15 protein-coding genes are annotated in these 22,227 nt (G+C 61.4%); 12 read left to right on the plus strand and 3 right to left on the minus strand.

From position 1 onward, the window contains the following. Window positions 1-5: 5 nt before the first annotated feature. Complete coding sequence (locus tag HKK53_RS17290) at window positions 6-4,496, minus strand: DUF4329 domain-containing protein (RefSeq protein ID WP_169371830.1); 4,491 nt, start codon at window positions 4,494-4,496, stop codon at window positions 6-8. Between the two features lie 291 nt (window positions 4,497-4,787). Between HKK53_RS17290 and urtA the strand changes: the two genes are divergently transcribed. The 11 genes from urtA to ureC all read left to right on the plus strand — a co-directional run bounded on the left by urtA (window position 4,788) and on the right by ureC (window position 15,009). Further along, on the plus strand, window positions 4,788-6,053 hold the full coding sequence (gene urtA, locus HKK53_RS17295; RefSeq protein WP_169371831.1) for an urea ABC transporter substrate-binding protein: 1,266 nt from the start codon (window positions 4,788-4,790) through the stop codon (window positions 6,051-6,053). Window positions 6,054-6,169: 116 nt separating this feature from the next. Further along, on the plus strand, window positions 6,170-7,672 hold the full coding sequence (urtB, locus tag HKK53_RS17300) for an urea ABC transporter permease subunit UrtB (RefSeq protein WP_169371832.1): 1,503 nt from the start codon (window positions 6,170-6,172) through the stop codon (window positions 7,670-7,672). Further along, window positions 7,672-8,751 carry an urea ABC transporter permease subunit UrtC gene (gene urtC, locus HKK53_RS17305; protein WP_169371833.1) on the plus strand — a complete coding sequence of 360 codons (1,080 nt, stop codon included), beginning with the start codon at window positions 7,672-7,674 and terminating at the stop codon, window positions 8,749-8,751. Before urtB ends, urtC begins: the two co-directional genes overlap by 1 nt. A gap of 10 nt (window positions 8,752-8,761) precedes the next feature. Further along, entirely contained in the window at window positions 8,762-9,631 is an 870-nt protein-coding gene (gene urtD, locus HKK53_RS17310) for an urea ABC transporter ATP-binding protein UrtD (protein ID WP_169371834.1), read from the plus strand. A 130-nt stretch (window positions 9,632-9,761) separates the two neighbouring features. Then, a complete protein-coding gene (urtE, locus tag HKK53_RS17315) occupies window positions 9,762-10,460 on the plus strand; it encodes an urea ABC transporter ATP-binding subunit UrtE (RefSeq protein ID WP_169371835.1) in 699 nt (232 codons plus the stop codon). Between the two features lie 30 nt (window positions 10,461-10,490). Then, a complete protein-coding gene (locus HKK53_RS17320) occupies window positions 10,491-11,330 on the plus strand; it encodes an urease accessory protein UreD (RefSeq protein WP_169371836.1) in 840 nt (279 codons plus the stop codon). Window positions 11,331-11,414: 84 nt separating this feature from the next. Further along, window positions 11,415-11,717: an urease subunit gamma gene (ureA, locus tag HKK53_RS17325; RefSeq protein WP_033055605.1), complete on the plus strand. Its 303-nt coding sequence runs from the start codon at window positions 11,415-11,417 to the stop codon at window positions 11,715-11,717. 9 nt (window positions 11,718-11,726) lie between these two features. Beyond that, window positions 11,727-12,260 carry a GNAT family N-acetyltransferase gene (locus HKK53_RS17330; RefSeq protein WP_169371837.1) on the plus strand — a complete coding sequence of 178 codons (534 nt, stop codon included), beginning with the start codon at window positions 11,727-11,729 and terminating at the stop codon, window positions 12,258-12,260. A gap of 6 nt (window positions 12,261-12,266) precedes the next feature. Beyond that, window positions 12,267-12,803 (plus strand): GNAT family N-acetyltransferase, encoded by a 537-nt coding sequence (locus HKK53_RS17335; RefSeq protein ID WP_054044056.1) that lies wholly within the window; start codon window positions 12,267-12,269, stop codon window positions 12,801-12,803. Continuing rightward, on the plus strand, window positions 12,800-13,108 hold the full coding sequence (locus HKK53_RS17340; protein ID WP_109627750.1) for an urease subunit beta: 309 nt from the start codon (window positions 12,800-12,802) through the stop codon (window positions 13,106-13,108). Before HKK53_RS17335 ends, HKK53_RS17340 begins: the two co-directional genes overlap by 4 nt. Before the next feature lie 200 nt (window positions 13,109-13,308). Next, window positions 13,309-15,009: an urease subunit alpha gene (gene ureC, locus HKK53_RS17345; RefSeq protein WP_169371838.1), complete on the plus strand. Its 1,701-nt coding sequence runs from the start codon at window positions 13,309-13,311 to the stop codon at window positions 15,007-15,009. Window positions 15,010-15,062: 53 nt separating this feature from the next. Here the strand turns inward: ureC and HKK53_RS17350 are convergent, their stop codons facing one another. Then, a complete protein-coding gene (locus HKK53_RS17350) occupies window positions 15,063-20,384 on the minus strand; it encodes a dermonecrotic toxin domain-containing protein (protein ID WP_169371839.1) in 5,322 nt (1,773 codons plus the stop codon). Between the two features lie 251 nt (window positions 20,385-20,635). Here HKK53_RS17350 and HKK53_RS17355 point away from each other — a divergent pair, with 251 nt between their 5' ends. Continuing rightward, the gene (locus tag HKK53_RS17355) at window positions 20,636-21,760 is read left to right on the plus strand and encodes a sensor histidine kinase (protein WP_169371840.1); all 1,125 of its coding nucleotides are present in this window, start codon (window positions 20,636-20,638) and stop codon (window positions 21,758-21,760) included. A 151-nt stretch (window positions 21,761-21,911) separates the two neighbouring features. Here the strand turns inward: HKK53_RS17355 and HKK53_RS17360 are convergent, their stop codons facing one another. Then, window positions 21,912-22,217 carry a chaperone modulator CbpM gene (locus tag HKK53_RS17360; RefSeq protein WP_054044061.1) on the minus strand — a complete coding sequence of 102 codons (306 nt, stop codon included), beginning with the start codon at window positions 22,215-22,217 and terminating at the stop codon, window positions 21,912-21,914. Window positions 22,218-22,227 lie beyond the last annotated feature (10 nt).

Raw genomic sequence — 22,227 nt, forward strand, 5'->3', positions numbered from 1 at the left:
AATGGTCAGAGCTCATCATGGCCGGGCTTGGCTGGCGTTTGCCTGGACAGCAACCACATCGGACTCACCGGACCGAGTCGCGTCCAGAACCGATCGACCTCCAAGACCTGCAACTTGCTGACACCCAGCAGAGTGGTGAGAAACCCGCTGACGCCGGCGTTCAAACCCTCCTCGAGAATCGTCGCCTCGCCCGTCGTGTAATTGGGCGTGAACTTGAGCAAGGCGCCACCGCGACAGGTCAGGTAGCAACTGGAACCCGGCACGCCGTTTTTCTGCAAGACCTCGGTGCTGAACTTCAGGTCGGCCAGCGCCAAGTTGTCCATCAGTTGCCGATCGAAAGCGCCGGGCTGCTCCACCACCACCTCCACCGCTTTGTAAAACTGATGAACCCCCGTCACTTTGTAGTCCTGAGGAAACACCGGCAACGGCAACGGTTGCGAGCCCGGCCCGGTCACCGGGGCAATCGGCCCGCCAGGCCCCGAGTAGAACAGCCGGGTGGCGGCGTCATTGTCGGGGCCATCGTCCAGCGGTTCGATGGGCACAAACGATGCCGAAGCCTGATGCACCAGAACACCGCCCAGGTACTGCTGGCCCACATACGCGCCGACCTGTTGCTGACTCGAGCGTGCCGCATCATCGGCATGGGCGAAGATCGGCCCGAGGGCGACGCGGTTGTCACGCGGCCAACGCACCAATCCGATACCGCTTTTCACACCTTTGGCGTTCACCCTGAATGGTGACCAGAAAACACTGCGCACCACCACCCGCAGCTCACCGTTGCTGATCACCTTGCGCAGGTATTCAAGCAGCGGCTCCTGCCCGGTTTTCAGCTTTTTCCCATAGGCGCTCGTGGCAGGAAAACTGCCCCATTCGGTCGCCAACGTCAGCGGTTCGTATCGCAACAGGGCGTCGTCGGCACAGGACAGGTAGAGCTTGAGATACGTGTCGCCTTGAGCCGTGGACACTCTGATGGCGTCGAGTCCGCGAACCAGATCCTGCGGCGAGATGAAGCTGCGGTTCAAGTCAGCGGACAGTTGCCCCGGACCGGTCGGCAAGCACAGATAAAGGCCCTCGACGCCATAGCCCAGTGGCAGCAATCCCTGGGCGAAAACCCGCTCGACCGTGAGGCTGCCCTGCCCTCCGGCGACAGGCAGCGTCGTCACATAGCGTTCGGCGCTCAGCGACTTGAGGACAAAGCCGAAGCTCAGGCTATCCCGCGCGCCCGCCGTTCGATGAACATGACGCATGGCGTCGTCCATTTGGGTAAAGACCGGGCTTAACGCCGGATCGGCCACGGCAAACCGTTGCAGCGTCGTCGCAATGACAGTCGGGTAGGCCACCCACCCGGCCACCCGTTTCGGCTCGCCCCACAGACGGCTGCCCTGCACCACCTGCAAACGCCCCGCCCTGGCCACTTGATTAACGTACTCGCTCGGGGCCAGTGCGCCGCTGCGCATCTGCAGTTCGATAGGGTTTTGTCGACGTTGCAATGGGCTGGGCGATGCCAACGCCTGGGCCAGTTGTTTCTCGGCGGCATTGCCCCACAGGGTGTAGCTGATCAGGCTGCCATCGAGCCCCATCAGGTATTCCTTGCCGGGCGACTGAGAGGGAGACAACCCGGGACTTGGCAGAATGGCTGAAAGGAAATCGGTGGAAAACATGTTGTGGTAGACGTCACGTTCCTGGGCCGACAGCGCGAAGACCGGCTCCACCGCCACCCGGGAATGATAACGGGCGACCACCGTACTTCCGGCCAGGAACAACCCTTTGTCCGCCAGTTCATTGAGTCGAATCCAACCGACCGGGAAGTCTTCGACATCCACCGCCACCGGCAATGTCGCGACAAACAAACCATCCGCCCGGCGCAGCACCAGGCCACCGTAGATCCGGTCCCGTCGCTGGCCCAACTGCGCCAGTGCATAGCGTGCGGCGTCATCCTGCCAGAGGAACGCCGGACTCAAGGTACGACGCTGGATCAGCGCATAGGGCTTCCACCCGGCACCGACAATGCCCGGCTCGTCCCACAGTTCACTGGTGCGCAACACCTCCAGCGCCCCGGCCCTGGCAATCAGTTGGATGATCCTGGTGAAAGGTGGCGTGTCATTGGCCAGCAGCGACAACAATTCCTGCGCGCCTTTTTGATCAAACCGGTTGGACGTCGTCGAATAGCGGTAACGCAGCAAGGCCCCGTCCAGCGTCGCGATATAGATGTTCAAATCCTGGTGATGACGCAGGCGTTGCGTCGCCTTGTCGTCGTAGATCGCTGCCACCAGATCGGTGATGGGCATGAAGTGCCGGGCAAACCAGGCGTCTGCGGTGGACAAGCCTTTGGCAAGCCATTGCGCCACGTAATAGACGCAATGGGTGCGGTACTCATCGATCAACACCGGGGCGCCGAAATCACTCGCCCGGTTCAGCTCATCCAGGCGCCCGGCCGACACGGTTTCAGTGACCACAAAATCTTCGCGTTGCTTGTGCTTGAGAACAAACCCGAGCCCCGAAGACGCCGCGCGGTAATCGAGCCGGCCGTGGTCGCGGGCAGCCAGTACCGCTTGTTCGACGGTGGCGAAAACTGCGCCCAACACCGGCGCGTTGGTAGACGGGTTGTCATCGAACACCGTGCCTCGCGGCCCCCACACGTCGTTGCCCACCACCACTCGCAACTCACCGGTGCCGGCCAGTTCCGCCACCAGGGCGCTTGGCTCCAGCGTATTGGCCGCCAATTCACGGCCGACGAGGGTGTTGCCGTCAGCCTGCACCGCGACTCGAGCCTGCAACTGCTCAATTGCTGTCAGCTGTCGCTCATCCGGGCGATACAGCAACAGACTGTCCGCCGAGCCGCACAGATAGAACGCCGCCACGTGCTTGCGCGCCTCCAGCACACTGCGAATGTCTTCGTCGGTGAACATCTGCTCCGCGGTCTGCCGCTCCTTTTGCTCGCTACGGATCACACGCCTGGCATCTGCCGGCCAGCGCGAAGCGTACATCCCGTGGAGCGAGTAACCCTCGGCCAGAATGATTGGCGAACCGTCGGCCTCCCGCGGACATAGCCGGTCCAGAGTAAACCTGGGGCTTGCGGAGACAACCGGCCGGGTCGCGACAAAACGCTTATCGGCGTCCTGCAGAATCAGGCCGACATAGCCCTGATCACGCTGGCTGCCGATATGCCCATGGGCATAACGAGCCGCATCGTCGGCCGTGACAAACGTCGGGCTGACGCGCCGAGAGCCGGCGTAAGGCAACCAGTCCGGACCCACGCGCCCAATGACGTCCCACAACGCACTGCCCCTGAGCACCGACAACTCGCCCGCCGCCGCAACTTGCCGGACGTAATCCCCCGGCAAGCGCGTACCGGCCTTCAATTGCGCATTGAGCGCCGCACTGTCCTCCAGCGGGGCTTCCCGGATGTGCATGGAAGGCTGGTATTGCAACACCGCGTCGTCCTGCGTCAGGGCGTACACCTTCAAGTAATCCTCGTACTCCTGGCGATGCACATCGCGCTTGGAAAAACGGATGCCGGCAGCCAGGTCCTGCGGGGCAAAAAAACGCTCGTACAACCACGGCTCGCGGGCGCTCTGGGTGTGGTCCGGTCGAGACAGGAAATAAATGCCATCGAGGATGAAGTCGAGCAGCGGTTCGAGTTTGCGATTGGCCGTCATCGGAAACGTGTTCACCAGCGCAACATCCGGTGAGCTGGACTCGACCGGATAGGTGGCGATGCATTCCGAACCGGAGCGCAATACAAACCCCAGGTAAACACTGCCGGTTGGCGGATGGACTCCCTGGCTGGCCACTGCGATGGCGTTGCCTGCCTGGTCAGACACTGGGGCAAAAAACGGCTGCGCCTCAGGCAGTGGCCAGAGCGTGACCGCCGTGCCCAGGGTCCAATTGATCGGGACTGCGCCGGGTTTACCACCCCACTGGGCATTGGCCACCAACACACTCAAGGTGCCGACCTGCGCTACCTGCCGGATCAGCTGTTCGACGTCACTGAATGGGCCGAAGGGCTTGAAGCCGGGCGCGAAGAGTTTCTTCTCCTCCACCGGCTCGGTGGATTCATATTTGATCAACGAACCGTCGGGGCCGGACAGATAATGCCGCTGGCCATAGGCGCCGGGGTCCTGCAGATGACTCAACAAATGCCCTCGGGAAAAGAAACCGAGGTACAACTTGACCTGCTCGGCGGTCCAGTCCGGATGCAAGCGTTGCACCTCGGCGTGATCGGCGCTGTGGGACATGTAATAGGCCACGCCGCTGTAGCCTTCAGGCGTTGTTTCCGGCGCCAGAATCGAATCGAAATCGAACTGGCCCATACGCCCGGCCGCGGGCAACGTCGGCCGGAACTTGCCATCGCCACGCTGCACGATGACGCCGCCATAGGCCCGGTCGCGGCGGCTACCAATCTGACGGTGAACCCAGTACGCCGCGTCGTCCGCACTGATGAAAATCGGCCCGAGGGCGGGGAAGGAAGGGGTTGGGGTAGAAGTGCTGTCCATGCGCTGCTCACCTGAAAAAGAGCCTTCATGATCAACATCCGTGAGCACTGCGTGCGGTACATATTTATCGCATCGTCACCGCGCCCTCCTCGACCGCGCCCCAATGTGGCGCACCTCGACGCACCCGTGCATCCTCAGCGTTCCTTCCTGGTGCGCCGCTATCCCCGTGCGACCGCTCTAACACGACATTTGCCTGCCAAACGCCGACCGGGCACAGCCCTTGCAAAACAGCCTTCAGTAGTCCGCCTCTGCCAATCAAAAAAAAATATTAATGTTCATGGAGATCGCACAATGAAGCGTCGCAGCTTGATCAAGGCTTTCACACTTACGGCAAGCATTGCCGCGATGGGCATGGCCTGGACGGTCCAGGCCGCCGAGACCATCAAGGTCGGCATCCTGCATTCGTTGTCCGGGACCATGGCGATCTCCGAAACCTCCCTTAAAGACATGGCGTTGATGACCATCGACGAAATCAACGCCAAGGGCGGCGTGAACGGCAAGATGCTGGAACCGGTAGTGGTGGACCCGGCGTCGAACTGGCCGCTGTTCGCCGAAAAGGGCCGGCAGTTGCTGACCCAGGACAAAGTCGCCGTGGTGTTCGGCTGCTGGACCTCAGTGTCGCGTAAATCGGTGTTGCCGGTGTTCGAAGAACTCAACGGCTTGCTGTTCTACCCAGTGCAGTACGAAGGCGAAGAGATGTCGCCGAACGTGTTCTACACCGGTGCGGCGCCGAACCAGCAGGCGATTCCGGCCGTGGAATACCTGATGAGCGAAGAAGGTGGCAGCGCCAAGCGCTACTTCCTGCTCGGCACCGACTACGTCTACCCGCGCACCACCAACAAAATCCTGCGCTCGTTCCTGCATTCCAAAGGGGTGGCGGACAAGGACATCGAAGAGGTCTACACCCCGTTCGGCCATGCCGATTACCAGACCATCGTCGCCAACATCAAAAAATTCTCGGCCGGTGGCAAGACCGCCGTCATCTCCACGGTCAACGGCGACTCCAATGTGCCGTTCTATAAAGAGCTGGCCAACCAGGGTTTGAAAGCCACCGACGTGCCAGTCGTGGCGTTCTCGGTCGGCGAAGAAGAACTGCGCGGCATCGACACCAAGCCGCTGGTGGGCAACCTCGCGGCGTGGAACTACTTCGAATCAGTGGAGAACCCGCAGAACAAGAAATTCGTCGCCGACTGGAAAGCCTACGCCAAGAAACACAACCTGCCGGGCGCCGACAAAGCGGTGACCAACGACCCGATGGAAGCCACTTACGTCGGCATCCACATGTGGGCGCAAGCGGCTGAGAAAGCCAAGTCCACCGACGTCGACAAAGTCCGCGAAGCCCTGGCTGGCCAGACGTTTGCCGCGCCGTCCGGCTACACCCTGACCATGGACAAGACCAACCATCACCTGCACAAGCCAGTGATGATCGGCGAGATTCAGGCGGACGGTCAGTTCAACGTTGTATGGCAAACCGAAGGGCCGATCCGTGCCGAACCGTGGAGCCCGTTTATCGCGGGGAACGACAAGAAGCCGGATTATGCGGTGAAGAGCAACTAAGCCACCCCGCACAGCCTGATCGTTCCCACGCTCTGCGTCCGCCTTGGGGACGCGGAGCGTCCCGGGCTGCATTCCCACGCAGAGCGTGGGAACGATCAATACGCAAGGCCAATGACATGCCCACCGCCCTCTACCGCTTTATCCTCGCCCTCGCGCTGTTCCTGCCGATGGCCACCCATGCAGGCGACGCCGAAGACTTCGTCGCGGCCAATCCCGTGCAGCAGGCAAAACTCCTGGAATCCTGGGCCGCGCAGCCCGATCCGGCCCGTGTCGAACTGATCAACGCCCTGCAACAAGGCGAACTGACCGTCGACGGCCAACCGAAAACCCTGCGCCTGAATAACCGCCTGCGGGGTCTGATCGACACCGCGTTGGCGAGCCATCAATTGCTCGCCGTCGACCCGAAAATCCGTCTGGCCGCCGCACAGCAATTGCAGAAAAGCGCCAAACCGGCGCAGCTGAAATTCCTCGACCAGCAACTGGCTGGCGAAAAAGACGAAAGCGTTCACGCCGCGTTGAGCCTCGCGCTGGCCAACCTGCAACTGGTGGACAGCGACCCGGCCGTGCGCCTCGCCGCTGTGCGCCTGCTCGGTGAAACCGGTGATCCACTGGCGCGCACGCGCCTCGAAGGCTTGCTCGAGCCCGGCGTCGAGGCTGACGCCGGTGTACGCACCGCCGCCGAAACCAGCCTGGCCCAGGTCAAACGCAAACTGCTGATTGGCGAGATGCTTGGCCAAGCCTTTAGTGGCATGTCGCTGGGTTCGATTCTGCTGCTCGCGGCACTCGGTCTGGCGATCACCTTCGGCCTGCTCGGCGTGATCAACATGGCCCACGGCGAGATGCTGATGCTCGGTGCCTACTCGACTTACGTGGTGCAGCTGATGTTCCAGCGCTTCGCCCCGCAAGCCATCGAGTTCTACCCGTTGATCGCGTTGCCGGTGGCGTTTTTCGTCACGGCCGCCATCGGCATGGCGCTGGAGCGCACGGTGATTCGTCACCTCTACGGCCGCCCTCTGGAAACCCTGCTCGCCACCTGGGGCATCAGCCTGATGCTGATTCAATTGGTGCGCCTGGTGTTCGGCGCGCAGAACGTTGAAGTGGCCAACCCGGCGTGGTTGTCGGGCGGGATTCAAGTGCTGCCCAATCTCGTGTTGCCTTACAACCGCATTGTGATCATCGCCTTCGCCTTGTTTGTGGTGGTGCTGACCTGGCTGCTGCTGAACAAGACGCGCCTCGGTCTGAACGTGCGCGCCGTTACCCAGAACCGCAACATGGCCGCCTGCTGCGGCGTGCCGACCGGGCGCGTGGACATGCTCGCCTTCGGCCTCGGCTCGGGCATCGCCGGGCTCGGTGGCGTAGCCCTGAGCCAGATCGGCAACGTCGGCCCGGACCTCGGCCAGAGCTACATCATCGACTCGTTCCTGGTGGTGGTGCTCGGCGGTGTCGGGCAGTTGGCCGGGAGCGTGCTCGCCGCGTTCGGCCTGGGTATCGCCAACAAAATTCTCGAACCGCAGATCGGTGCGGTGCTCGGCAAAATCCTGATCCTCGCGCTGATCATTCTGTTTATCCAGAAACGTCCGCAAGGCCTCTTCGCACTGAAAGGACGGGTGATCGACTGATGAACCAGCCCCTGCTCGTTACCGCCACACAAAAGGCCGGCCCGAGGGTCACGGTTGCCGTCGGCGCAGTGATCCTTGTTTTGTTGCTGGCGCTGCCGTTGATGTCGCTGCTATCGCCCGTCAGCGTTTTTCACGTCTCGGCGTACACGCTGACATTGGTGGGCAAGATCCTCTGCTACGCCATTGTCGCCCTGGCCCTGGATCTGGTCTGGGGTTACGCCGGCCTGTTGTCCCTCGGCCACGGTCTGTTCTTCGCCCTCGGCGGTTATGCGATGGGCATGTACCTGATGCGCCAAGCCTCGGGGGATGCGCTACCCGCCTTCATGACCTTCCTGTCGTGGACTGAATTGCCGTGGTACTGGACCGGCACCAGTAGCTTCCTCTGGGCCATGTGTCTGGTGGTGCTGGCGCCGGGATTGCTGGCGCTGGTGTTCGGTTTTTTCGCCTTCCGCTCGCGGATCAAGGGCGTGTATTTCTCGATCATGACCCAGGCCCTGACCTTCGCTGGCATGCTGCTGTTTTTCCGCAACGAAACCGGGTTTGGTGGCAACAACGGCTTTACCAACTTCCGCACTATTCTCGGGTTCGGCATCACCGAACCGGGGACGCGCGCGGTGTTGTTTTTTGCCACGGTGATGTTGCTGGTGGCGAGCCTGTTCATCGGTTGGCGCCTGGCGCAAAGCAAGTTCGGCCGCGTGCTGACGGCGCTAAGGGATGCGGAAAACCGCCTGATGTTTTGCGGCTACGACCCGCGTGGTTTCAAACTATTCGTGTGGGTGTTGAGCGCGGTGTTGTGTGGGCTGGCGGGGGCGTTGTATGTGCCGCAAGTCGGGATCATCAACCCGAGCGAAATGTCGCCGACCAACTCGATTGAAGCCGCCGTGTGGGTGGCATTGGGCGGTCGCGGCACACTGATCGGGCCGTTGCTCGGCGCGGGCGTGGTCAACGGGATGAAGAGCTGGTTCACCGTGGCGTTTCCCGAATACTGGCTGTTTTTCCTCGGCGCGCTGTTCATCGTTGTGACCTTGTATCTGCCTAAAGGCGTGATCGGGCTGCTGAAGAAAAGGGGCGAACAATGAGGCTTGTAAAATGAGAGTCACTGCGACGGCGGAATTTATGCTCGAACCGGCGTTTTTCCCGGTGGAACCGAACAAGGACGCGGGCACCAGCCGCGACAACATCGGCTTTGGCCAAAGTGTCGGCCCCGGTCTGGATACCCGCCACGGCACGATCCTGACCCTGGAAGACATCAGCGTCAGCTTCGACGGTTTCAAGGCGCTGAACAATCTGAACCTGTACATCGGCGTCGGCGAATTGCGCTGCATCATCGGCCCCAACGGCGCGGGCAAGACCACGCTGATGGACGTGATCACCGGCAAGACTCGCCCGAGTCACGGCAAGGCCTGGTTCGGCGAAACCCTGGATCTGACGCAGATGAGCGAAGTGCAAATCGCCCAGGCTGGCATCGGGCGCAAGTTCCAGAAACCGACGGTGTTCGAAGCCTTGAGCGTGTTTGAAAACCTGGAGTTGGCGCAGAAAACCGATAAGTCGGTGTGGGCCAGTTTGCGGGCGCGCTTGAGCGGCGAGCAAAAAGATCGCATCAGCGAAGTGCTGGAAACCATTCGCCTGACCACCTCGGTCAATCGCCCGGCAGGCTTGTTGTCTCACGGGCAGAAGCAGTTTCTGGAAATCGGCATGTTGCTGATGCAAGACCCGCAATTGCTGCTGCTCGATGAGCCGGTGGCGGGCATGACCGACGCCGAAACCGAATTCACCGCCGAGCTGTTCAAAAGCCTGGCCGGCAAGCATTCGCTGATGGTGGTGGAACACGACATGGGGTTTGTGGGCTCGATTGCCGACCACGTCACCGTGTTGCACCAGGGCAGCGTGCTGGCGGAAGGGTCGCTGGAGCAGGTGCAGGACAATGAGCGCGTTATCGAGGTTTACCTCGGCCGCTGAGATGATCGTTCCCACGCGACCCGTGGGAATGCCGCCATGGACGCTCCGCGTCCGCCATTATGTGACGCGGAGCGTCACGGGATGCATTCCCACACAGAGCGTGGGAACGATCGCTTAAGGAGAATTCGAAATGCTGCAAGTCGACAAGCTGCATCAGTACTACGGCGGTAGCCACATCCTGCGCGGCCTCTCGTTTGAGGTGAAGGTCGGCGAAGTCACCTGCCTGCTCGGGCGCAACGGCGTGGGCAAGACCACCCTGCTCAAATGCCTGATGGGCCTGCTGCCGTCCAAGGAAGGCGCGGTGAACTGGGAAGGCAAGCCGATCACCACCTTCAAGCCGCACCAACGGGTCCACGCCGGGATCGCCTACGTGCCCCAGGGCCGGGAGATTTTCGGGCGGCTGACCGTGGAAGAAAACCTGCTGATGGGCCTGTCGCGTTTCCCCGGCAGCGAGGCCAAGGAAGTCCCGGCCTTCATCTACGAGCTGTTCCCGGTGTTGCTGCAAATGAAGCAACGCCGTGGCGGGGACTTGTCCGGTGGCCAGCAGCAGCAATTGGCGATTGGACGAGCCTTGGCCAGCCGCCCGCGCCTGCTGATCCTCGACGAACCCACCGAAGGCATCCAGCCGTCGGTGATCAAGGAAATCGGCGCGGTGATCAAGAAGCTTGCGGCCCGGGGCGACATGGCGATTTTGCTGGTGGAGCAGTTTTACGATTTCGCCGCCGAACTGGCCGATCAATACCTGGTGATGTCCCGGGGCGAGATCGTGCAACAGGGTCGCGGTGAAAATATGGAAGCCGAAGGTGTGCGCGGTCTGGTTACGATCTAACCTGTAGCGTCCTAACGATCATTAGAAATCATGAATTTACCTTTACCCACTGTCCTGTTTACCCCGAGTTGGCACGCCGAGCTGGAGCTGGGCTATGCCCGTTTTGGCGACAGCACGCGCCCGGTCCAGCGCCGGCATAAAGGTCCGTTGCGGGTGCAAAAGCACCTGTACGCCGAAGGGCCCGAGGTGTGCCAGCACATCATCGTCCACCCGCCGGGCGGGATTGCCGGTGGTGATCGGCTGGACATCGCTGCCAGCGTCGGCGCCGATGCCTGGGCGCAGATCACCAGCCCTGGCGCCGCCAAGTGGTATCGCGCCGCCGGCCCCGCTTATCAGCAGCTGGAGTTGAAAGTGGCGGCCGGTGCGACACTGGAATGGCTGCCCCAGGAGACGATCATCTTCAGCGCCGCCCAGGCCGAACTCAGCACCTCGATCGACCTTGAAGGCGATGCGCGGTTGTTCTACTGGGACGTGGTGGCGCTGGGTCGCCCGGCCAGCGGCGAGCGGTTTGACCTCGGGCATTTTCAATCACACCTGGATATCCGTCGCGACGGCCAGTTGCTCTGGCACGAACGCCAGCGCATTGTCGGGGGTGATGGTTTGCTCGACTCGCCGATTGGGCTTGATGGTCAGCCGGTGTTTGCGACGTTGCTGGTAACCGGGGAGATTGATAGCGATTTGCTGGAGCGTTGCCGCTCACTGCCCAATGACGTGCGCGGGGATTTGAGCCAGTTGCCGGGGCTGTTGGTGGCGCGGTGCCTGGCCAGTGAAGCGCTGCTGGCGCGGGGCTGGCTGATTGATTTGTGGCGCCTGCTGCGGCCGGCGCTGCTCGGCCGTGAAGCCGTCTCGCCCCGGATATGGAGCACCTGAAACACAATCCCCCTGTAGGAACGCCGCCCGCTCGCTCCTACAGGGTTGTAGTGACCTTTTATCTGCCGATATGGATTCCAAACGATGGACCTGACCCCACGCGAAAAAGACAAGCTGTTGATCTTCACCGCCGGCCTCGTCGCCGAGCGGCGTTTGGCTCGCGGCGTGAAACTCAATTACCCGGAAGCCATGGCCTACATCTCCGCGGCGCTGCTCGAAGGCGCCCGTGACGGTCGCACCGTGGCCGAGCTGATGCACTTCGGCACCACCCTGCTGAGCCGCGAACAAGTGATGGAAGGCATCCCGGAAATGATCCCGGAGATCCAGGTCGAAGCGACGTTCCCCGACGGCACCAAACTGGTCACCGTCCACCAACCGATCGCCTGAGGCCGCGCCATGACTTATCTCATTCGCGATGCGCTGCACGCCGACCTGCCGGCGATCCGCGACATCTACAACGATGCGGTGCTCAACACCACCGCGATCTGGAACGAACAGGCCGTGGACCTGGGCAACCGCCAGGCGTGGTTCAGCGCCCGGCAATCCCAGGGTTATCCGATCCTGGTGATCGTCGACGGTGATAACACCGTGCTGGGCTACGCTTCATTTGGCGACTGGCGGCCGTTCGACGGGTTTCGCCACACCGTCGAGCATTCGGTCTACGTGCGCAGCGACCAGCGCGGCAACGGCCTCGGCCCGCAATTGATGGCCGAGTTGATCGAACGCGCGAAGGGCTGCGACAAGCACGTCATGGTCGCCGCCATCGAAAGCGGCAATGGTGCATCGATTCGATTGCACGATCGCGCCGGTTTCGTCGTCACCGGCCAAATGCCGCAAGTAGGCACCAAGTTCGGCCGCTGGCTGGACCTGACCTTCATGCAACTGACCCTCGACCCGGGTGCCATGCCGCCCGGGGCCCACAAGGAGTGACACCCGATGAACGCCGCCCAACTGCGCCGCGTGAATGTTGAAAGCTTTGCGCACTATCGCCAGGGTTTGATCGATTTGCTGCTGGATGCCGTGGGTTATGGCGCCAGCGTCGGTTTCATGGCCGACCTCGATGCCACCCAGGCCCGGGCCTATTTCGATGAGGTCCAGGCCAATTTGAACAAGGGCAATGTGCTGCTGTGGGTGGTGGTCAAGGACGAGCAGGTGCAAGCCAGTGTGCAACTGACGCTGTGCCAGAAAGCCAATGGCCTGAACCGCGCCGAAGTGCAGAAATTGCTGGTGCGCGAGCACGCGCGTCGCCGTGGACTGGGCCAGCAATTAATGAGCGCCCTGGAACTCGCCGCCCGCCAGCACAAGCGCGGCATGCTTTACCTGGACACCGAGGCCGGCTCCCCTGCCGAAGACTTCTACAAAGCGCTGGGTTACACCCGCGCCGGTCAAATCCCCGACTACGCTTGCGACCCTGCCGGCAACTATCGGCCGACCGCTCTCTACTACAAGATTCTGCAAGGAGTGAATGGATGATTCCCGGTGAATACCAGATCCAGCCCGGCGACATCGAACTCAACGTTGGCCGCCGCACCGTCAGCCTGAAGGTAGCCAACAGCGGCGACCGGCCGATCCAGGTCGGCTCCCATTACCATTTTTTCGAAACCAACGACGCCCTCACCTTCGACCGCGCCGCCAGCCGCGGCATGCGCCTGAACATCCCGGCCGGCACAGCGGTGCGCTTTGAGCCGGGGCAGAGTCGCGAAGTCGAGCTGGTGGATTTGGCCGGGCATCGGCGGGTGTTCGGGTTTGCCGGGCGGATCATGGGTGACCTCGACTGACTGATCGTTCCCACGCTCTGCGTGGGAATGCATCCCGTGACGCTCCGCGTCACATAACGGCGGACGCAGAGCGTCCATGGCGGCATTCCCACGCAGAGCGTGGGAACGATCAACGCCTGTAGGAGCTGTCGAGCGCAGCGAGGCTGCGATAGCGAGCTACGCGAGCGGTCTAAAAAACAATTGAATCTCAAGGCATGCGCATGAAAATCTCAAGACAAGCCTACGCCGACATGTTCGGCCCCACTGTCGGTGACAAGGTGCGCCTGGCCGACACCGAGCTGTGGATCGAAGTGGAAAAAGACTTCACCACCTACGGCGAAGAAGTGAAATTCGGCGGTGGCAAAGTCATCCGCGATGGCCAGGGCCAGAGCCAATTACTGGCGGCCGAAGTGGTCGACACGGTGATCACCAATGCGCTGATCATCGACCATTGGGGCATCGTCAAAGCCGATGTCGGGCTCAAGGACGGACGCATCGCCGGCATCGGCAAGGCCGGCAACCCGGACGTGCAACCGGACGTGACCATCGCCATCGGCGCCAGCACCGAAGTCATCGCCGGTGAAGGCATGATCCTCACCGCCGGCGGCATCGACACCCACATCCACTTCATCTGCCCGCAGCAGATCGAAGAAGCACTGATGAGCGGCGTCACCACCATGATCGGCGGCGGCACCGGCCCAGCAACGGGCACCAACGCCACGACTTGCACCTCGGGGCCATGGCACCTGGCGCGGATGCTTCAAGCGGCGGATGCCTTCCCGATGAACATCGGCCTCACCGGCAAGGGCAACGCCAGCCTGCCGGAGCCATTGATCGAGCAGGTCAAGGCCGGCGCCATCGGCCTCAAGCTGCACGAAGACTGGGGCACCACGCCCGCCAGCATCGACAACTGCCTGAGCGTCGCCGACCAGTACGACGTGCAGGTGGCGATCCACACCGACACCCTCAACGAGTCCGGCTTCGTCGAAACCACCCTCGCCGCGTTCAAGGGCCGCACCATCCACACCTACCACACCGAAGGTGCGGGCGGCGGTCATGCGCCGGACATCATCAAGGCCTGCGGCTTCCCGAACGTGTTGCCGAGCTCGACCAACCCGACCCGGCCGTTCACCCGCAACACCATCGACGAACACCTGGACATGCTGATGGTCTGCCATCACCTGGACCCGAGCATTGCCGAAGACGTGGCGTTCGCCGAAAGCCGCATCCGCCGCGAGACGATTGCCGCCGAAGACATCCTCCACGACCTCGGCGCGTTCTCGATGATCAGCTCCGACAGCCAGGCCATGGGCCGCGTCGGCGAAGTCATCACCCGCACCTGGCAGACCGCCGACAAGATGAAAAAACAGCGTGGCCCGCTGCCCCAGGACGGTGAAGGCAACGACAACTTCCGCGCCAAACGCTACATCGCCAAATACACCATCAACCCGGCGATCACCCACGGCATCAGCCATGAAGTGGGCTCGATCGAAATCGGTAAATGGGCCGACCTGGTACTCTGGCGTCCGGCGTTTTTCGGGGTGAAACCGACGCTGATTCTCAAGGGCGGCGCCATTGCGGCCAGCCTGATGGGCGACGCCAACGCCTCGATCCCGACGCCACAACCGGTGCACTATCGCCCGATGTTCGCCAGCTATGGCGGCTCGCTGCACGCCACCAGCCTGACCTTTATCAGCCAGGCTGCGCAGGACGCCGGATTGCCCGAAGCCCTGGGTTTGAAGAAGAAAATCGCCGTGGTGAAGGGCTGTCGTGACGTGCAGAAAACCGACCTGATCCACAACGACTACCTGCCGAACATCGACGTTGATCCACAGACCTATCAGGTCAAGGCCGACGGCGAATTGCTGTGGTGCGAACCGGCGGAAATCCTGCCGATGGCCCAGCGTTATTTCCTGTTCTGAGGTGATGTAAAAAACCCGCGGCAAGGCGCTATGCCTTGTCGCGGGTGAATCGTTTAAAGCCGTGTATTGATCTCCGGTTCGTCCGGCATCGGTGTGGGCTCAACGGTAAAGGGAATCTCCACCCGTTGCAGTTTGGCCCGGTCAATGGCTTGTCGGGTCAGACGCTTGAACAGCGCCTTTTGCTCATCAGCGATTTCTGCCAGTTCAGCGCTGTACTCGTCCTCGCTCATGACACGACCGGGGGCGATGTCTTCGGCGGGTTTGCCCAGTTCCGTGGCAAGCACCTTGAGTTGCTGCTCCAGACTGAGGGCCTCCGGACCGTCCAGATCCTGAAGCTGCGCCCGTTCATCGAGGGCCGTCCAGAACTCGGTGATGGCCTCGACCTTGCGCTCAAGCCCTTTGAAATCATCGGCGTTCACTTCCTCAAGCCAGGTCTTCCAGAATTCCTGCTGCAGCACCCAGTCCGTCAGCAGCTCGCCTTTTTCCAGGGCCTCGATACGCTGGTAAGCGTCATCAATCATCGCGCGGGTCACCCCGGCCATACGCCGGAATTGCATGCCACGCGCCTGCCAGGGCAGTTCAAGGCGTTCGGCCAGGTCAGTCATGTACGCCAGATGCACCTCGACTTCATCAATCGTGCCGATGACATCACCGTCCGCGTCCACCTGCCTGAGCGCCTCACCCGCCTGCATCCGCTCACTGATCGAATGACTGGCAATCGCGCGCAACTCGTCCAGCCGCGACTTGCCTCGTGCCAGGCTCACCAGTTCGGCTTCGATCAAACCCTCGTTGCCCAACGCATAGGCTTCGTGAATCAACACCTCCACGCCCATCGCGTTGAATAGCGCGGTACCGCCATCGACACAGGCCGTCGGCAAGGTTGCCATGGCAAACAGCCGCTCGCGCAGCGCCGAGTTCTCGGCCATGGCGTCGAGCATGCGCCAGACTTTACGGGTCAGGTTGGCGCGGTAGTCGAGGCTGGCGGTGTAGTCCGCCGAACGGGTCAGCTGCCTTAGCTCCTCAAAAAATCGCAGGGAGTGAAACTCGTCCTCGACCGCGTTCCAGGTGAGCTGCTTCCTCGCCCATTCCGAGCGGCTCAGGCCTTGCTCCCAGTCGATGCTGTCGCGCACGCCTCGCGGCGGAAACGGGCGATCAGGGTCCATGCCCATCGAACGTATGTAGCCTTTGACAATTTCCAGGTTATCCGCCGAGATCCACTCAGGCTCCCGACTGATCACCGACCGCGCGATCAACTCGGCACTGGCCGAACCAGGCTCGACCGCCGGGATCTTGGTCAATTTGTTCAACTGCAACTCCATGTAAAAATGCCGAGGACGTCGCGGCTCAAACAACCCCGGCGGCCAGGTTTTGGCGCCCGTGTCGGCGAGGATCAACGTGTGCAGATCAGGCATGCGGCTGATGTCGGGCAGTCGCCCTAAAGGATTGGAACCCAAGCCCAAGGTGTGCAGGCGGGTCAGTTGCTTGAGCCGGCCGACGTCGTCCGCGCCCAGGACAATCCGGTTACGCGTGACCGACAGTTCGGTCAACTGGCGCAGTTTGCCGATCCGCAAGGGCAGCCGCGTCAGGCGGTTTTCTTCCAGGTTCAGCAGGCGCACCCGACGAAACGGCTTCAGGAAAAACTCTTCGGCGTTGGTCAGTCCGGTGTCACGCAAATTCAGCTCGGTCACATGATCAAAGTTGCCCTCCAGCAACGGCATGGTGCGCAGGTGACGCGGCAATGAAATGCCCCGCAGGTTCAGGCTTTGTCCCAGATAACGACCGGCACCGTCGTAATGGGCGGGGCCGGTTCGTTGCCAGCATTGCTTCAGCGTCTGATAGATCCGGTTGCGCTCGGTTACCTCCTGCACGCCCTCGGGCAACAACCGCCAGTGCTCGGTGGGCGAGTCAATCCAGCGCTGGAATTGCGTGTTGAAGGCATTGAACTCACGCTCAAGATGAATCAGGCAGACCTCGGCCGATCCGCCGATTTGCACGTAGGACTCAAGCAACTCTTCGACGCCGACGTCGAGCAACGTGGGGTAGAGCCTGCGCACCCGCAGCTTGAGGCGGCCGCGCGTGATGGTGCTTTCCACTTGTTGTGGATAACCCTGCATCCCGCCCTTCAAGCGCATGGTGCGTGGATCGTAGGGCGGTTTTCGAACGGGGTTTTGCGCCAGGATCGGCTGCAGGGCGTCATGGGGCAGCGGTTTGTTGAGCACCGTTGCTTTTAGTTGCACCTTCTGATTGATCTCGTAGCCCAGCGCCTTGCGTTCCGTGTCGGGCAAGGCGTGCAGCAGCGCGCCGTATAGATCGTCGGCGCCGTGCAGGTGCAAATCGAGGGCATCCCGGGCTTCGTACAGCCCCTCTTCATCGACCACCAGCACCTTGCGGATCGGCGCATCCGGCGGCCCGACGCTGTCGCGCAACGCGCCGCTGAAAGACAGCTCGCGGACTTCGATGCGCACCCTCGATGACCACCCTGGTAACCCGGCAATGCTATGCAATGCCAGGCGCTCCGTGTCGGTGTTTCTCAGTTCTTCCAGATATAGACCCTCGTAGGCCCGAACCACACGCAGCTGCGCCATGGCTCCCCGCGCCTGCTGCTCGATCCCCAGCGGCAAGCGACTTTTTTCATCGATGAAGCGCAGGTCTTCGGGCGTGGATTGCCTCAACAGGTCCCGCGCGACGTTTCCCGACAACTGCGGATAGTCACGTTGAAGCAGCAGCTGGCGCGGGCCAGCGGCCGCCTCAGCGGTTCTGGTCAACGAGTCGAACAACCGGCGAGTCTGGCGCCCGGCATGCATCGCCAGACGTGCGCGCAAGGCTTCCAGACGTTCGCTCCGAACCGAGGACACGCGCTGGCCCAGCATAGCCAGGATCTCGCTTTCCTCCAGGGAATCCACCACCCTCTCGGCCAGTTTTCCGTTGCGCAGTTGGGTGCGGGTGATCCTGATGGTTTGCTGCGCTGGGGCATCCACATTGCCGTAGGTGATCGACGGCCCGGCGGCGGACTCATCTTCAAACAGCGCTACTGCCCGGGTTTGCGGCCATCCCGGCAACTCGGTGACAAAAGTCGGCAAAAACCCTTCCAGCGGTTCGGCAACCCGGTTATCCAGAATCTGCCGGCCCAGGTCCTCGGCCTCGGCATAGGCCTTGAAGCGTTTGATCGTGTCGGTGAGCAGCGGCGGCGGACTTTCATGCTCGACATGCAACCTGCGCAACACATTGTCATCGACACCGATGACAGTGCGGATCCGGGCTTGTGTCGCGGCGGAGAATTCGTCCATCGAGTGGCCAAGACGCTGCCAGACTCTGGCCGCGTCCCAGGCCATCGGATCTTCCAGCTCGGTGCTCCAGGCGCCGGCGCCGTTATGCGCCAGTTCCGGCTGGTAGGCGTTGGGACGGGTCGGGTGTTCGATGCGGTGCCGACCGGTGTTCGGATCCTCTTTCAATGCGTAGTGTTTGTTGTCCAGCGGCAACACTTTCAGGCCTTCGTGTCGGTGCAATCCCAGCTGATCGGGGCGTGACGCCTCGGGCAACGTCAGCGTGCGCTCATACGGGGCAAGATCAGGTTTCCACAGGCTGGCCTTGCCATCGGGCAGTTCGACAGCCTTGAGGCTATCCACAAACGGCGATGCTTTTATCGGTGTTGGCAGACCCGACGGCAGCACATGCCCGGCGCCCATCAGCGCCAGTTGCGCGCTGTTGATCAGCACCGAGGTGAGGTGCGCCGAGGCTTCGTCGCGATCGCCCTTGCTCCAGTCTTCGAGGCCCTCGGCCAGCTCTTCGAGCAGTTGCGCCACCATGATGCCGAGCATCGCCTCGCCCAACCCCGGCACCAGCATTGCGGCGAAGTTGAAGATGTTCCAGCCGATGTCGAGGTAGCTGGCCAGGCGTTTCCAGCGGCTCTGCGCATCCTCGTCGCCGGTGGGCACGGCGATGCGGCGGGTATCGGCCAACGCCTTATCCCGGCGCTGGGTAAACAGTGCGCTCCACAGGTTGCCGTCGATGAAGTTGGTGATCGGCTCCGGATTCGGATTCTCGACTGCGGTTTCGCGCCACCACGGCCCCATGTCCAGAGGTTCGCGCTGTTTCCAGGTGAAAGTCTTGAGGCGCTCGTTGACCCGGCGGAAAAACACACCCTTATCGTCCTGGGCGACAAACCGGCTGAAAAACTGTTGATAGTCGGGACTGAGCAACTGCCCGATCAGCGTTTTCATGAAATCGGTAAACGAGTCGTACTCCCTGATCGGATGCTCGGGATCGTCCGGGACGTAGGCGATCAGCTTTCCGGTGACACGGCTCTGTTGATAAATATCGTCCTTGCGCAGCAGCTCCTCGGATACACCTTTCGGACCATTGGCGAAAAACGCCTTGAGCAACTTGAACCGCTCGTAATCCTGGCCAGGAAGCACCGGCAACCACTGCGACCAGTCGAGCCAGGTTTTCAGCAACGGCGGTGTCAGCTCATCGATGGCCTGTTTGAGCAGCGTCGGATCGCTGACGGCGCTGAACAACACGATCCCGGTGAGCCTGAAACCCATCAACGACAAACGATGGCAATGCATTGGCGCGCCATACAGATCCCGATTCGGCGCCCCGTCGTGAACCTGCAGCATTTTGCCGAAACCATAGGACGTGATATCGCCCTTGAGCAGGGCGACCAGGGCCGCCAGCTTGAAAGCCGCCTTGTCGCTGGCCACCGACTGCTTTTGCAGTTCAACCCGGGCGGTGGCCTCGGCCGGTGTCAGGATCGCTTTCAGATGCGTTTGATATTGCGCACCGATATCCAGCGAGCGGCACAGGGTGACGAACTGCTCGACGGTCATGGCGTGGCGCAGCGGTGCGCCCTCGGCATCCCGGGTAAACACGCCGGAACCGTCACTGAACGCACCGGCGTCGGCTTCCGAGGCCTCGAAGTTATGCAGGGCCGCATCAAGCAATGTCAGTTGTTTGAAATGATTGGCGCCGGTACTGATGCCGAATATCAGTTTATTCGGTACATACAATCGCAGTTCCGCCGTTCGAACATCCAGTTCAACTTTTAGATTGTCCTTCAAGGCTTTCAACAACAGCGGCTCGGCGAAGTTTCGAATATCCTGCTGCAGTTTATTGATTAACTTGTCGAGTTTGCCTTGCAGCAACCATCGCCGTCCGAACAGATCCTTCAGTTCATCGCGATCGATCTTTCGGGCCTTCAGGTACCAATCCGGAAATGCGCCTGGCGCGGCTTGAAAGGCCAACAATCCGGGGGCCGGGGCCATTTCTTTCGAGTTCAGGATCGCCTGCGTGATGTGATCCGAATGAATGCCAGGCTCACGGGTTCCGGAAACAGATAATTCTTCACGCCCTTCAACTTCTTGCGCATCAGCCATATAACAATCTTCCATGATCATTGTTGGCTTATCAGGCTAGCCAACACCCCGCCAAAACAAAAGATCAAAAAACGGCGAACAAACACCCTGAAAACCCATCAACACTTCAACTATTAGAATTCCGAAAATATATAAATACCACCCGCTCTGGCCACTCTCCTGCAGCCCATGCATTCAACGGTGTTTACCCCGGCATGAAGGCGCTAATATGCACCTCCATCACCGGCCATTTCTGCTCGGGAACACCGTCCATGCGCTTAAGCGAATTCATCGTGGTAGAGGTTGATCATATCGTTGATGAATGGGAGCAGTTCGCCCGTGCGATCACCCCCGACGACAACCTCGATCGCACCACCTTGCGCGATCACGCCCGCGCCATCCTGCTGGCGGCCGCACGGGATATGACCACCGCCCAGACCGCCCAGGAACAAGCGGCCAAGGCCATGGGCGACGGGCCGGAGAAAACCCCAAGCCTGGATCGGGCCGCTGCCAGCCATGGCGAACTGCGGCACAACGTCGGGTTTGACCTGGTGCAGATGACCTCCGAGTTCCGGCATCTGCGCGCCAGCGTCATTCGCCTGTGGGTCAACAGTCTGCAGAGTCCGGACCTGACGTATTTCCAGGACATGATCCGCTTCAACGAAGCCATCGACGAAGCTCTGGCCGAATCCACCGCCGCGTATGCCGAGCAGGTCAACCATTCGCGGGATATCTTCCTCGCGATCCTCGGCCACGACCTGCGGGCGCCGTTGCAGGCGGTGAGCATGTCCACCGAACTGCTGCTGCGCAAAACACAGCTCGAAGGTGACGCCCTGACTTGTGTGCACCACATCAAGCGTGGCACCCGGCACATGGCGGTGATGGTCAGCGATTTACTGGAACTGGTACGCAGCCGACTGGGCAAGAGCCTGCCGATCGAGCCGGCGCCGATGGACATGGCCGACGCGGCGCATGAGGCGATTGCCCAGGCCTGTGCCGGCAACCCGGAATGCGACCCGACCATCACCGTGAACGGCGATACCCGAGGCACCTGGGATGTCGGGCGCATCAATCAGTTGCTGCAAAACCTGATCGGCAATGCCTTGCAGCATGGCGCGAACAAGCGCGACGTCACGGTGGTGCTCAGCGGTGAGCCCGACACGGTGCGCCTGACGGTGCATAACTATGGAGTACCGATTCCGGAAGACACGATCGGCACGATCTTCGACCCACTGGTACGCAGCGCCGACGAAGAACTCGGGCAGCCGTCGACCAGCCTTGGCCTGGGCCTGTTTATCGTCAAGGAAGTGGTGGATGCCCATCAGGGAACGATTGAGGTCAGTTCCAATGAGGTGGATGGGACGTTGTTTACGGTGGTGTTGCCGCGCAAGGTTTGAAACGGGTCACAACAGCCCTGTAGGAGCTGCCGAAGGCTGCGATCTTTTGATCCTGCCTTTGATGTTTGGCGCCCTGCAGGGCAATGGAAAATCAAGATCAAAAGATCGCAGCCTTCGACAGCTCCTACAGGGTCGGGTACAGCCGTCATTTTTATTCGACGACCAACCGTCCAAGTCGCTGCTTGAGCATGCGGTTCTCGGCCCGCAACTGCTGCACTTCCTCAAGCAGGTCCAGCGCCAGGGCGACGCCTTCCCATTCCAGTTCCAGGTCGCGCCGCAGCTTGGCGGCGCGCTTGGCCAGTGCCAATTCATAATCGTTGAAACGCCAATCCTTGGGCGCGGAGCCCTGAGGTTCGAGGATGCCGTGTTCGACGATTTCGATCACGTAGACGTCCGACAAATCGGTCGCCTCACAGAATTCTGCCATGTCCAGTTGAACGATCAGGGGACTGCTCATAGTCAGTAGC

Origin of the sequence: Pseudomonas sp. ADAK7, from assembly GCF_012935675.1 — a bacterium.
GTDB lineage: Bacteria > Pseudomonadota > Gammaproteobacteria > Pseudomonadales > Pseudomonadaceae > Aquipseudomonas.